Origin of the sequence: Pseudomonas sp. H9 (assembly GCF_004353925.1) — a bacterium.
Lineage (GTDB): Bacteria > Pseudomonadota > Gammaproteobacteria > Pseudomonadales > Pseudomonadaceae > Aquipseudomonas.
In genome coordinates, this window is the sequence record NZ_SMOK01000005.1 from 138186 (window position 1) to 151033 (window position 12848).

11 protein-coding genes are annotated in these 12848 nt (G+C 61.0%); 9 read left to right on the forward strand and 2 right to left on the reverse strand.

The genetic code is table 11. The annotated features are described in order from the left end of the window. Window positions 1-92: 92 nt before the first annotated feature. Window positions 93-2129 carry an NADPH-dependent 2,4-dienoyl-CoA reductase gene (locus tag E1573_RS04430; RefSeq protein WP_133211001.1) on the forward strand — a complete coding sequence of 679 codons (2037 nt, stop codon included), beginning with the start codon at window positions 93-95 and terminating at the stop codon, window positions 2127-2129. A gap of 73 nt (window positions 2130-2202) precedes the next feature. Then, window positions 2203-3099: a 1-aminocyclopropane-1-carboxylate deaminase/D-cysteine desulfhydrase gene (locus E1573_RS04435; protein WP_133211003.1), complete on the forward strand. Its 897-nt coding sequence runs from the start codon at window positions 2203-2205 to the stop codon at window positions 3097-3099. Here the strand turns inward: E1573_RS04435 and E1573_RS04440 are convergent. Continuing rightward, entirely contained in the window at window positions 3096-3644 is a 549-nt protein-coding gene (locus E1573_RS04440) for a cytochrome b (RefSeq protein WP_133211005.1), read from the reverse strand. The genes E1573_RS04435 and E1573_RS04440 overlap by 4 nt on opposite strands. 169 nt (window positions 3645-3813) lie before the next feature. On the opposite strand from E1573_RS04440, the gene E1573_RS04445 reads away from it, so the two are divergent. After that, window positions 3814-5094, forward strand: a complete 1281-nt coding sequence (locus tag E1573_RS04445) for an arsenic transporter (RefSeq protein WP_133211007.1) — start codon at window positions 3814-3816, stop codon at window positions 5092-5094. Window positions 5095-5209: 115 nt separating this feature from the next. Here the strand turns inward: E1573_RS04445 and E1573_RS04450 are convergent, their stop codons facing one another. Continuing rightward, window positions 5210-6154 carry a DUF1853 family protein gene (locus E1573_RS04450; protein ID WP_133211009.1) on the reverse strand — a complete coding sequence of 315 codons (945 nt, stop codon included), beginning with the start codon at window positions 6152-6154 and terminating at the stop codon, window positions 5210-5212. Between the two features lie 135 nt (window positions 6155-6289). Between E1573_RS04450 and E1573_RS04455 the strand changes: the two genes are divergently transcribed. From E1573_RS04455 to pepN, 6 genes are read left to right on the forward strand one after another with little or no spacing between them, the layout of a single operon-like run. Further along, window positions 6290-7180, forward strand: a complete 891-nt coding sequence (locus E1573_RS04455; RefSeq protein WP_107022970.1) for an NAD(+) kinase — start codon at window positions 6290-6292, stop codon at window positions 7178-7180. After that, window positions 7180-8151, forward strand: a complete 972-nt coding sequence (locus tag E1573_RS04460) for a metallophosphoesterase (RefSeq protein ID WP_133211011.1) — start codon at window positions 7180-7182, stop codon at window positions 8149-8151. Before E1573_RS04455 ends, E1573_RS04460 begins: the two co-directional genes overlap by 1 nt. After that, a complete protein-coding gene (locus E1573_RS04465; protein ID WP_133211013.1) occupies window positions 8148-9020 on the forward strand; it encodes a rhomboid family intramembrane serine protease in 873 nt (290 codons plus the stop codon). Before E1573_RS04460 ends, E1573_RS04465 begins: the two co-directional genes overlap by 4 nt. Window positions 9021-9033: 13 nt before the next feature. Further along, window positions 9034-9294 (forward strand): YeaC family protein, encoded by a 261-nt coding sequence (locus E1573_RS04470; protein WP_133211015.1) that lies wholly within the window; start codon window positions 9034-9036, stop codon window positions 9292-9294. After that, complete coding sequence (locus E1573_RS04475; RefSeq protein ID WP_133211017.1) at window positions 9291-10121, forward strand: DUF2797 domain-containing protein; 831 nt, start codon at window positions 9291-9293, stop codon at window positions 10119-10121. The genes E1573_RS04470 and E1573_RS04475 overlap by 4 nt, the downstream gene beginning before the upstream one ends. Before the next feature lie 12 nt (window positions 10122-10133). Then, the gene (gene pepN / locus E1573_RS04480; RefSeq protein WP_133211019.1) at window positions 10134-12791 is read left to right on the forward strand and encodes an aminopeptidase N; all 2658 of its coding nucleotides are present in this window, start codon (window positions 10134-10136) and stop codon (window positions 12789-12791) included. Window positions 12792-12848: the final 57 nt, after the last annotated feature.

The following is a 12848-nucleotide window of genomic DNA, read 5'->3' on the forward strand; positions in this document are numbered from 1 at the left end:
GCTCTTTAATGTCGGCCTCAGATAACTGACGGGCCCCGCCAGCCTTGGTGAGGTGCCTGCATCCCGTGATTAGGCCTGTTGTGGAGTTCGCTATGACCGCCGCTCGTTACCCGCACTTGCTCGCCCCGTTGGATCTGGGCTTTACCACCTTGCGCAACCGCACCTTGATGGGCTCGATGCACACCGGCCTTGAAGAGAAGCCCGGTGGTTTCGAACGTATGGCAGCGTACTTCGCCGAACGTGCCCGAGGTGGCGTCGGCCTGATGGTGACTGGCGGCATCGGGCCGAATGTGGAAGGCGGTGTGTATTCGGGCGCTGCCAAACTGAGCACGCCGGAAGAAGCCGAAAAGCACCGTATCGTCACCCAGGCTGTTCATGAAGCCGGTGGCAAAATCTGCATGCAGATCCTCCATGCGGGCCGCTATGCCTACAGCCCCAAGTCGGTGGCACCGAGTGCAATCCAGGCACCGATCAACCCGTTCAAGCCCCATGAGCTGGATGAAGAGGGCATCGAAAAGCAGATCCAGGACTTCGTCACATGTTCGGTGCTGGCACAGCAGGCCGAGTATGACGGTGTCGAAATCATGGGTTCGGAAGGTTACTTCATCAACCAGTTCCTTGCTGCTCACACCAACCACCGCACCGACCGCTGGGGTGGTAGTTACGAGAACCGCATGCGCCTGGCTGTGGAAATCGTCAGCCGTGTGCGTGAAGCCGTTGGCCCGAACTTCATCATCATTTTCCGCCTGTCGATGCTCGACCTGATCGAGGGTGGCAGCAACTGGGAGGAGATCGTGCAACTGGCCCAGGCCATCGAAAAAGCCGGGGCGACGATAATCAATACCGGTATCGGCTGGCATGAAGCGCGGATTCCGACCATCGCTACCAAGGTGCCGCGTGCAGCTTTCAGTAAGGTCACGGCCAAACTGCGTGGTGCAGTGCAGATTCCATTGATCACCACTAACCGCATCAATACCCCGGAAGTGGCCGAGCAGATTCTCGCCGAAGGCGATGCCGACATGGTGTCGATGGCGCGTCCGTTCCTGGCCGACCCTGAATTCGTCAACAAAGCGGCTGCTGGTCGTAGTGACGAGATCAACACCTGCATTGGCTGCAACCAGGCCTGCCTGGATCACACCTTCGGCGGCAAGCTGACCAGTTGCCTGGTCAACCCGCGGGCCTGCCACGAAACCGAGCTGAACTACCTGCCGGTCACTCAGGTCAAGCAAATCGCCGTGGTCGGCGCTGGCCCTGCCGGGCTGGCGGCCGCTACTGTGGCGGCAGAGCGCGGCCATCAGGTTACCCTGTTCGACTCGGCCAGCGAGATTGGCGGCCAGTTCAACGTGGCCAAGCGCGTGCCGGGTAAAGAAGAGTTCTACGAGACCCTGCGCTACTTCAAGCGCAAGCTGCAAACCACCGGTGTCGAGCTGTGCCTCAATACTCGCGTGACGGCTGAGCAACTGGCGGCGGGCGGCTATGACGAGATCATTCTCGCTACTGGCATCGCCCCACGTGTGCCTGCGATTCCGGGCATCGAGCACAGCAAGGTGCTGAGCTATCTGGATGTGCTGCTTGAGCGTAAGCCCGTAGGCCAGAAAGTGGCGGTAATCGGTGCCGGTGGTATCGGTTTCGATGTTTCCGAGTTCCTCGTACACCAAGGCCAGGCCACCAGCCTGGACCGTGAAGCGTTCTGGAAGGAGTGGGGCATCGATACCACGTTGCAGGCGCGCGGTGGTGTAGCCGGCATCAAGGCTGAACCGCATGCCCCGGCGCGTCAGGTGTTCCTGTTGCAGCGCAAGAAGTCCAAGGTCGGCGACGGCCTGGGCAAGACCACCGGCTGGATTCACCGTACGGGCTTGAAGAACAAGCAGGTGCAAATGCTCAATAGCGTCGAGTACCTGAGCATCGATGACGCAGGCTTGCACATTCGCATCGGCGAAGGTGAGCCGCAGGTGCTGCCGGTCGACAACGTGGTGATCTGTGCGGGTCAGGACCCGTTACGCGAACTGCAGGAGGGGCTGCTCGCGGCGGGCCAGTCGGTACACCTGATCGGCGGCGCGGATGTGGCGGCCGAGCTGGATGCCAAGCGGGCTATCAACCAGGGTTCACGTCTGGCTGCTGAGCTCTGAGTGCGGTGTGCGGCGGGGTGCCCATCCCGCCGCACTGGTAAACTGCCGCTACCCCTGCGGCAGTGAACTGTAAATGACCGGTTTTGACACCCTTCCCAATGCCCCTTTGCAGCGCCTTGACCTGAGCTGGTTGCGCCCGTTCGGCGTCGAGCTGGCGGTGCTGCGTCTGGACCTGATCGACCCGCTGATCAGCGGCAACAAATGGTTCAAACTGCTTGAGCACTTGCGTGTGGCCCAGCACCTGCAAGCGCCCGGCGTGATCAGCCTGGGCGGTGCGCATTCCAACCACCTGCATGCCCTGGCAGCGGCCGGCAAACGCTTCGGTTTTGCCACGGCAGGGCTGTTGCGCGGCCATCCTCAAGATACTGCTACCGTGCGCGACCTAGAAGCGTTTGGCATGCACTTGCACTGGTTGGGTTACGCCGGTTATCGCGCGCGTCATCAGGCCGATTTCTGGCAGCCCTGGCAGGCTCACTATCCGGGTTGGCACTGTGTGCCCGAAGGCGGTGGCGGCCCCTTGGGTGCCAACGGCTGCGCGCTGATCGTCGAACAGGCCCGCAGTCAGTTGGCTGCGCTGGGCTGGTCGGACTATGACGGCTGGTGGCTGGCGGTCGGAACCGGTACCACCCTGGCGGGCTTAGTGTTGGCAGAAGCTGGGGCGCGCGAGGTTCATGGGGCCTTGGCGGTGCCGCTGGATCATGGCGTACCGGCTCAGGTGCAAGCATTGGCCGGGGACACCGGGTACCAGTTGTATCAGGCTTGTCGTGGTGGCTTTGCCAAGGTCGATGAGACGTTGCGCGGGTTCATGACAGCCTGCGAGGCTGAGTCGGACATACCGCTTGAGCCGTTGTACACCGGCAAGGCCCTGCTAGCGTTGCGTGAGCAGGTGGAAAGCGGCGCGTTTACCTTCGGCACGCGCCTGATTTTTCTGCACACGGGCGGTTTGCAGGGCCGCCGCGGATTTACTTAGTTGCCGCGTGGCAACATGCGCACCAGGGTGTTATCGCGCTGCACATAGTGATGGAACAGCCCGGCCACTGCATGCAGGCCGATCAGCCAGTATCCCCAGCTACCAATGCGCTCATGCCAGCCTTTGATGACCTTGGCCAGGTCCGGGTCTGGCGCAATCAGTGCCGGCAGTTCGAAACCATAAAAAGGAATCGGCTTGTTGGCAGCGCTGAGAATCAACCAGCCGGCAATCGGCAGGCCAATCATCAACAGGTACAAAGCTAAGTGCATCAGGTGGGCCAGGCCGGTCTGCCAGGCGGGTGGGGCAGGGATGATGGGTGGCGTTGGGCGGCTCAGGCGCAGGGCCAGGCGCAACCAAACCAATACGAATACGGTCAGACCGAGCATAAAGTGCAGGTCTTTCATCAGGTTGCGTTCGACGCTGTCTTTGGGAAACAGTCCGCGCAGTTCGATCAGGGCGTATACCGCCGCCAGTAGCACTAGCATTAACCAATGCAAAGTAATCGACAGGCCGCTATAGCGGGCCGGAGGCGTTTTCAAGGTCATGGTCTTTCCTCGTGGTCAGGTCTGGATCCACGCTCTGTTGGCGCAGTTATCGTCACTGTAATCGCTGGAGGGGCGATTGCTTGCTTATTGCAACAAAAAATTGCCAACCCCACATTGATCTGTCGCTAGAATTCGCCGCTTCATCGAATTCGTTTTCAAGGCGTTTGTAATGCTGATGGCATCGCTGATTTTCCTGCTGACCATTACCTTGGTGATCTGGCAGCCCCGCGGCCTGGGCGTTGGCTGGAGTGCCACGGGCGGTGCGCTACTGGCACTGCTCAGCGGTGTGGTGCAGTGGAGCGACATTCCGGTGGTCTGGCAGATTATCTGGAACGCTACCGGTACCTTTATTGCTCTGATCATCATCAGCCTGTTGCTCGATGCTGCGGGTTTTTTCGCCTGGGCAGCCCTGCATGTAGCGCGTTGGGGGCGCGGCAGTGGGCGGCGCCTGTTCTGCTTTATCGTGCTGCTCGGAGCGTTGGTCTCGGCTTTGTTCGCCAACGATGGTGCGGCGCTGATCCTCACGCCGATTGTGGTGGCGATGTTGCTGGCCCTGCGCTTCAGCCCGGCGGCCACCCTGGCGTTTGTCATGGCTGCAGGCTTCATTGCCGATACCGCCAGCTTGCCACTGGTGGTGTCGAACCTGGTCAACATCGTTTCGGCAGACTTCTTCGGCATCGGATTCAACCGCTATGCCGCGGTGATGCTGCCGGTGAACCTGGTCAGCGTGCTGGCGACACTTGCAGTTTTGCTGTGGTATTTCCGCCGCGACATACCCAGCGACTACGACCCGCTGCAACTGGATCGACCGCGTAGCGTAGTACAGGACCCGGCGACCTTCGTTGCCGGTTGGCTGGTATTGGTGATTCTGCTGGTCGGCTGTTTTGCTCTCGAACCCCTAGGCATACCGATCAGTGCCATCTCAGCCGTCTGCGCCCTGGTGTTACTGCTGGTTGCGGCGCGAGGGCACAAAATTTCCACGCGCAAGGTGCTCAAGGAAGCACCTTGGCACATCGTGGTGTTTTCCCTGGGCATGTACCTGGTGGTTTACGGCTTGCGCAACGCCGGGCTGACCGATTACCTGGCCGGCTGGCTCGATGGCTTTGCCGCGGGCGGTGTATGGGGCGCCGCCATGGGTACAGGGCTTCTGGCAGCATTGCTCTCATCGATCATGAACAACCTGCCGACGGTGCTGATCGGCGCGTTGTCGATCGATGCCAGCTCAGCCACAGGCGTGGTCAAGGAAGCGATGATCTATGCCAACGTGATCGGCAGCGATCTGGGGCCGAAAATCACCCCGATTGGCAGCCTGGCCACCTTGTTGTGGTTGCATGTTCTGGAGCGCAAAGGCGTGACCATTGGCTGGGGGTACTACTTCAAGGTCGGCATTGTGCTGACCGTGCCGGTGTTGTTGGTGACGTTGGCGGCATTGGCGGTGCGGTTGGGATAAGCCCGATCGCGGCCCCGGTGGGAGCGGGCTTGCTGTGGGAGCGGGCTTGCCCCGCGATTGCGGCCTGTCAGACACATCGCTTCGCGGGGCAAGCCCGCTCCCACTGTGGAGTGCCTCAACCCGGCAGATTCGGCCACAAATCCGACACCAAAAACACCCGCTCAGCTTCCTCCCAATCCCCGCCTGCGCCTTGTACCAATCGCACCAACAGTTGCGCGGGCGCCTGTGGGTCAAGTGTCCGTAGCCAGTCACTCATGCGCTCCTGGCTCCAGTTAGCCCCCTGGGTGCAGCGTGCCGGTGCCAACCAGGCCTCCCGTGGCAATGGCTGCCAGCATCCCGATTGGCTGCACTCGATAAAGGCCGGCCAGTCACGTTGACGCAGCCACTGCCCGCGCAAGTGTTGCGGGTGTGCGCCGCCCGGGGCGTCGGTATGGCCGGGCCATGGGTAGAACAGGTAGCCCGCCAGCCACAGTTCGGCACGCAAATGTCCGATATTCAGCGCTGCCAGGGCTTCGCGGCTTTCGGTTCGGGTGGAGATGGGCAACTGGTGATCGGTTAGGTGCGCTAGCTTGCGGTCCAGGCGGTCGTGGCAGCCTGGGCCCAGCCAGTGCGCAGGGTTGCGCCCATCGCCAGCCGGCGGCCCCAGGTAGAGCTTGATGGCCAGTTCTTGATGGTGCACGCCTTCGGCGTCTCGCAACAGGATATCCAGTTCACCCAAGGTATGGCCTGCGCTGCGAATCGGTAAGTTGGCTGCGAGCAACTCAACGCCTGGCGCCTGTTGCAAAGCAAACTGCCATAGCCGTTCGTAGTACAGCCCCAAGCGCCGCGTGGTGGCCTGCGCGAGCCAGTGCTGCAATGCACTGCTGTCGCGGTCCAGGGCGTATAGCCACTGCTGCAGGCGCTCGGGGTGTGCAACCCAGTCACTGGCGGCCAGCGGATGGCGTTGTGGCCAGGGCGTTTGCTGCAGCATTGGCGGCGCGAGGATGACCCACGCCAGGTCGCGCACCTGAGGCTGGCGCAGGTGGCGGGGCAGGTCGGTCAGGCCGGGAAAAGGGTTCATCCAGCGAGCATAGCCCCTAAGCCTGCAGGCCTGGTGATTTTCTCCAGCGTTTGCTGCCACCCGGCGCTTTCGCCCATAATCGAACTCTTTGGCGTACCTCGCCTTTTTACCGCCGTAGCGCCTAGCAGGAGCCCCATGGAGCAATTTCGCAATATCGGTATCATCGGCCGCCTCGGCAGCTCCCAGGTGCTCGATACTATTCGCCGACTGAAAAAATTCCTGCTGGAGCGACACCTGCACGTCATCCTTGAGGACACCATCGCCGAGGTTCTACCCGGTCACGGTTTGCAGACGTCCTCACGCAAGCTGTTGGGTGAAGTCTGTGACCTGGTCATCGTCGTCGGTGGCGATGGCAGCCTGTTGGGGGCCGCCCGCGCCCTGGCCAAGCACAACACTCCGGTGCTAGGTATCAACCGTGGCAGTCTGGGCTTTCTCACCGACATCCGCCCAGACGAGCTGGAAGTGAAAGTCGCCGAAGTGCTCGACGGTCACTACCTGGTGGAAAACCGCTTTCTGCTTCAGGCCGAAGTACGCCGCCACGCCGAAGCCATTGGCCAGGGCGACGCGCTCAACGATGTGGTGCTTCACCCTGGCAAATCCACGCGGATGATTGAATTCGAGATTTACATCGATGGCCAGTTTGTCTGCAGCCAGAAGGCTGACGGCCTGATCGTCGCCACGCCGACCGGCTCCACGGCCTACGCGCTGTCGGCCGGAGGCCCGATCATGCACCCGAAACTCGATGCCATCGTTATTGTGCCGATGTACCCGCACACCCTGTCGGGGCGGCCGATCGTGGTCGATGGCAACAGTGAACTGAAGATCGTGGTGTCCAAAGATTTGCAGATCTACCCGCAGATTTCCTGTGACGGTCAGAACCACTTCACCTGTGCGCCGGGCGATACCATCACGGTGAACAAGAAACCGCAGAAACTGCGCCTGATCCATCCACTGGATCACAACTACTACGAGGTCTGCCGGACCAAACTCGGTTGGGGCAGCCGCCTGGGTGGTGGAGGCGAGTGATGCTCGATCCAGCCCGTAGTTACGACCTGATCGGTGACGTGCACGGCTGCGCGCACACCCTGGAACGTCTGCTCGATGCGATGGGATACAAGCGTCAGGGCGGGGTATGGCGCCATGCCCAGCGTCAGGCGTTGTTCCTCGGCGATATCATCGACCGTGGCCCGCGCATCCGTGAGGCGCTGCATATCGTCCACGACATGGTCGATGCCGGTCAGGCGCACTGCATCATGGGCAACCATGAATACAACGCCTTGGGCTGGAACACCCCGGCCTTGCCGGAAACCGGCAAGCAGTTCGTACGTGAGCACAACCCGCGCCACGGGCGGTTGATCTACGAAACCCTGACCCAGTTCGAGAAGCACCCAGGCGACTGGCATGATTTTCTTGAGTGGTTCTACGAACTGCCGCTGTTTCTTGATGCCGGGCGCTTCCGTTTGGTTCACGCCTGCTGGGACCCGCGGTTGATCGAGCCGTTGCGCCAGCAGCACCCGGATGGCTGCATCGATGAACACTTCATCCAGGCCTCAGGAGTGTCTGACAGCTTTGCCGCGACAGTCTGCAACCGCTTGTTGCGTGGTACTGACATGCGCCTGCCTGACGGTTTGACCTTGACGGGCGGCGATGGCCTGACGCGTGCCTTCTTCCGAACCAAGTTCTGGGAAGAAGACCCGCAGACCTACGGTGACATTGTCTTCCAGCCGGATGCCTTACCCGAAAAAGTCGCCAGCACACCGTTGAGCCACAGCCAGAAGAATGCCTTGCTGCGCTATGGCGAAGACGAACCGATGCTGTTCGTCGGCCATTACTGGCGCAGTGGCAAACCGGCGCCGATCCGTTCCAACCTGGCCTGCCTGGACTACAGTGCAGTGCTGTACGGCAAACTGGTCGCTTACCGACTCGATGATGAAACCCGAATTGACCCGCGCAAGTTCGTTTGGGTCGATGTGGACCGGCCGGAGGCCAGCCAATGAGTGCAGTGGTGGTGTTACGCATGCCCTTGAGCATCGACTTGAGTGGCTTTGTCGGCCTGCTGCGGCGCTTGCAGGTGCCCCACCGGGTCAGCGAAGAGGCCGGTGAGCAAGTGCTGTGGGTAGCCGAAAACCTGGCTGATGATGTGCGCGAGCTGTACCAGCGCTTTCCCGAGGGTGATGCCGACTTCCAGTTGCCCGAACAGAGCGCTTTGGCGCCAGCGCCACGGCCGGGTTTCGCGCAACAGATTCAAGCCAGCAAGGCCACGGCAGCAGTGTTGCTGCTGTGCTTGATCGTCGCTGGGCTGACCGGCCTGGGTGACAACTATGCAACCCTGAGCTGGCTGACATTCCTCGATTTTCGGGTACAGGGCGACTACCTGTACTTCACTCCGCTGGCTGCGAGCCTTGCCGATGGCCAATGGTGGCGCTTGTTTACGCCGATGCTGGTGCACTTCGGCATCCTTCACCTGGCCATGAACGCCCTGTGGTACTGGGAGCTGGGCCGCCGCATTGAACTGCGCCAGGGGCCCTGGTCGCTGCTGAGCCTGACCCTGCTGTTCAGCCTGGTGTCCAATGCCGCGCAATACCTGTTCGGTGGCCCCAGCCTGTTTGGCGGCCTTTCGGGCGTGCTGTACGGCCTGCTTGGCCACGTCTGGCTGTATCAGTGGCTGGCACCCAACCCGGTGTATCGCATGCCGCGCGGGGTGCTGGTAATGATGCTGGTGTGGCTGCTGCTGTGCCTGTCCGGGTTGGTCAGCCTGCTGGGTTTCGGCCAGATTGCCAACGCCGCGCATGTCGGCGGGTTGTTGGTCGGTTGCCTCAGCGGCCTCTTGGGCGGGGCGCTGGCCCGGCGTAAACTGACGGCTTGATTTGGGAGACGCTATGTCCACTTTTGCGCAAATGATCGAAAACATCACCCCGGAAATCTACGAGAGCCTGAAACTGGCCGTGGAGCTGGGCAAATGGGCGGATGGGCGCAAGCTCACCACCGAGCAAAAAGAATTGTCGCTGCAGGCGGTGATTGCCTGGGAAATCCAGAACCTGCCTGAAGAGCAGCGCACCGGCTACATGGGCCCGCAAGAGTGCAGCTCGAAGTCGGCACCGGTGCCGAACATCCTGTTCAAGTCGGATGCGATCCATTGATCGAACTTGGCCGCGGCTCCATCAGTAAAATGTCGGCGCGTCTCGACGCGCCTGTGGTGCAGTACGCTTTTCGTCTGGGTGAGCAGGAAGTGCCGGTCAATCCATTGATCGGCAAGACCGTGCGCCTGGAATACCTCGGTGCTATTCATTGCACGCATTGTGGTCGCAAAACCAAGACCAGCTTCAGCCAAGGGTACTGCTACCCGTGCATGACCAAGCTGGCGCAATGTGATACGTGCATCATGGCGCCGGAAAAATGCCATTACGATCAGGGCACCTGCCGCGAACCGAGCTGGGGCGAGCAGTTCTGCATGACCGACCATGTGGTCTACCTGGCCAACTCTTCAGGCATCAAGGTTGGTATCACCCGTGCCAGCCAGTTGCCCACTCGCTGGCTCGACCAGGGCGCAAGCCAGGCATTGCCGATCGTGCGGGTGGCCACGCGTCAACAATCGGGGCTGGTCGAAGACCTGTTCCGCAGCCAGGTAGCCGACCGCACCAACTGGCGCGCCTTGCTCAAGGGCGATGCCGAGGCGGTGGATCTGATCGCTGTGCGCAAGCAATTGTTCGACAGCTGTGCTGAGGGCTTCAGTGCCTTGCAAGCGCGCTTTGGCCTACAGGCCATACAGCCGTTGACCGACGCGCAAGTGCTGGAAATTCGCTACCCGGTCGAGGCCTACCCAAGCAAGATCGTCAGCTTCAACCTGGACAAGAACCCCGTGGCTGAAGGCACGCTGCTGGGCATCAAGGGCCAGTACCTGATCTTCGATACCGGTGTGATCAATATTCGCAAGTACACGGCGTACCAGCTCGCCGTGCATCAGTAAAAGGACCGCCACATGCGTACCGAACAGCCGCAAGTGATCTACCTCAAGGACTATCAGGCACCCGAGTACCTGATCGACGAGACGCACCTGACCTTCGAACTGTTCGAGGACCACAGCCTGGTCCACGCGCAGCTGGTCATGCGCCGCAACCCGGCCCGTGGTGCCGGCCTGCCTCCGCTGGTGCTCAATGGCCAGCAACTGGAGCTGCTCAGCGTTGCGCTGGACGATCAGGCGCTGAATGCCGGTGACTACCAGCTCGATGACAGCCACCTGACTGTGCAACCGAAGGCGGCCACTTTCACCCTCGACACCAGTGTGAAAATCCACCCGGAAAGTAACACCGCGCTGGAAGGCCTGTACAAGTCCGGCAGCATGTTCTGCACCCAGTGCGAAGCAGAAGGTTTTCGCAAGATCACCTACTACCTCGACCGCCCGGACGTGATGAGCAAGTTCACCACCACGGTGATCGCCGAACAGCACCGTTATCCGGTGTTGCTGTCCAACGGCAACCCGGTGGGCAGTGGCCCGCAAGAGGACGGCCGGCACTGGGCGACCTGGGAAGACCCGTTCATGAAACCGGCCTACCTGTTTGCGTTGGTGGCCGGTGACTTGTGGTGCGTTGAAGATAAATTCACCCGTCAGTCGGGCCGTGACGTCACCCTGCGCATTTATGTCGAGCCGGAAAACATCGACAAATGCCAGCACGCCATGACCAGCCTGAAGAAGTCCATGCGCTGGGACGAAGAGGTGTATGGCCGCGAGTATGATCTGGACATCTTCATGATCGTTGCGGTCAACGACTTCAACATGGGCGCCATGGAAAACAAGGGTCTGAACATCTTCAACTCCAGTTGCGTACTGGCCCGTGCCGAAACCGCAACCGATGCCGCACACCAGCGGGTTGAAGCGGTGGTGGCCCACGAATACTTCCACAACTGGTCGGGTAACCGTGTGACCTGCCGCGACTGGTTCCAGCTGTCGCTCAAGGAAGGTTTCACCGTGTTCCGTGACTCGGAATTCAGTGCCGACATGAACTCGCGCACGGTCAAGCGTATCGAGGATGTCGCCTACCTGCGCACCCACCAGTTCGCTGAAGATGCCGGCCCGATGGCCCACGCCGTGCGCCCGGACAGCTTTATCGAAATCTCCAACTTCTACACCCTGACCGTTTACGAGAAGGGCTCGGAAGTGGTGCGCATGGTACGTACCTTGCTCGGTGCTGAAGGCTTCCGTAAAGGCAGCGACCTGTATTTCGAACGCCACGACGGCCAGGCCGTGACCTGCGACGACTTCATCAAGGCCATGGAAGATGCCAACGGCGTTGACCTGACCCAGTTCAAGCGTTGGTACAGCCAAGCCGGTACTCCGCGCTTGGCGGTGAGTGAGTCTTACGACAGTGCCGCGCAGACCTACAGCTTGACCTTCCGTCAAAGCTGCCCGGCGACGCCAGACAAAGTCGAGAAGCAGCCGTTCGTGATTCCGGTCGAACTGGGCCTGCTGGATGCCCAAGGCAACGACATTGCCTTGCGTCTACACGGTGAAGCCGCCGCTGTCGGCACCTCGCGGGTGTTGTCGGTCACCGAAGCTGAGCAGACCTTCACCTTTGTCGACGTTGCTGCCAAGCCGCTACCCTCGCTGCTGCGTGGTTTCAGCGCACCGGTGAAGCTGAGCTTCCCGTATGACCGAGACCAGCTGATGTTCCTCATGCAGCACGACAGCGATGGCTTCAACCGTTGGGAAGCGGGCCAGCAATTGTCGGTGCAGGTATTGCAGGAACTGATTGCCCAGCACCAACAGGGCCGTACGCTGGAGCTGGATCAGCGCTTGGTCAAAGCCTTGGGCACGGTGTTGGCCGATGAGCAACTGGACCAGGCCATGGTTGCCGAGATGCTGTCGCTGCCAGGTGAGGCCTACCTCACCGAAATCAGCGAAGTGGCCGATGTCGATGCCATTCACGCCGCGCGCGAATTTGCTCGCCAGCAGATCGCCGATCAGCTGTTCGATGCCTTGCTCGCACGCTACAAGGCTAACCGTGACGTCTCTCGCACAACCGAGTACGTTGCCGAGGCTGAGCACTTTGCACGTCGCAGCCTGCAGAACATCGCGTTGTCGTACCTGATGCAGAGCGCCAAGCCTGAAGTGGTGCAAGCAACCCTGGAGCAGTTCGACGCCGCAGACAACATGACCGAGCGCCTGACTGCGCTGGCCGTGCTGGTGAATTCGCCGTTCGAAGCCGAGCGTGCCAAGGCGCTGGAGGTGTTTGCCGAAAACTTCAAGGACAACCCGCTGGTCATGGACCAATGGTTCAGCGTGCAAGCGGCCAGCACCCTGCCGGGCGGCCTGGCACGGGTCAAGGCGCTGATGCAGCACCCGGCGTTCACGCTGAAGAACCCGAACAAGGTGCGTGCCTTGATCGGTGCCTTCGCCGGGCAGAACCTGGTCAACTTCCATGCGGCCGATGGCTCTGGCTATCGCTTCCTGGCAGACCTGGTGATCGAACTCAACGCCCTCAATCCGCAGATCGCTTCGCGTCAACTGGCGCCGCTGACCCGCTGGCGCAAGTATGATTCGGCTCGTCAGGCGCTGATGAAGGGTGAGCTTGAGCGCATCCTGGCGTCTGGTGCGTTGTCCAGTGATGTTTATGAAGTAGTCAGCAAGAGCCTGGCCTGACCCTCTGCTCGCGGGGCAAGCCCGCTCCTACTTTGTGGGAGCGGGCTTGCCCCGCGA

Bases quoted from the DNA above. Each gene is read 5' to 3' on its own strand.
- E1573_RS04440 (WP_133211005.1), bottom strand. From the start codon at position 3,644: ATGACCTTGAAAACGCCTCCGGCCCGCTATAGCGGCCTGTCGATTACT.
- E1573_RS04445 (WP_133211007.1), top strand. From the start codon at position 3,814: ATGCTGATGGCATCGCTGATTTTCCTGCTGACCATTACCTTGGTGATC.
- E1573_RS04435 (WP_133211003.1), top strand. From the start codon at position 2,203: ATGACCGGTTTTGACACCCTTCCCAATGCCCCTTTGCAGCGCCTTGAC.
- E1573_RS04470 (WP_133211015.1), top strand. From the start codon at position 9,034: ATGTCCACTTTTGCGCAAATGATCGAAAACATCACCCCGGAAATCTAC.
- E1573_RS04465 (WP_133211013.1), top strand. From the start codon at position 8,148: ATGAGTGCAGTGGTGGTGTTACGCATGCCCTTGAGCATCGACTTGAGT.
- pepN (WP_133211019.1), top strand. From the start codon at position 10,134: ATGCGTACCGAACAGCCGCAAGTGATCTACCTCAAGGACTATCAGGCA.
- E1573_RS04450 (WP_133211009.1), bottom strand. From the start codon at position 6,154: ATGAACCCTTTTCCCGGCCTGACCGACCTGCCCCGCCACCTGCGCCAG.
- E1573_RS04460 (WP_133211011.1), top strand. From the start codon at position 7,180: ATGCTCGATCCAGCCCGTAGTTACGACCTGATCGGTGACGTGCACGGC.
- E1573_RS04430 (WP_133211001.1), top strand. From the start codon at position 93: ATGACCGCCGCTCGTTACCCGCACTTGCTCGCCCCGTTGGATCTGGGC.
- E1573_RS04455 (WP_107022970.1), top strand. From the start codon at position 6,290: ATGGAGCAATTTCGCAATATCGGTATCATCGGCCGCCTCGGCAGCTCC.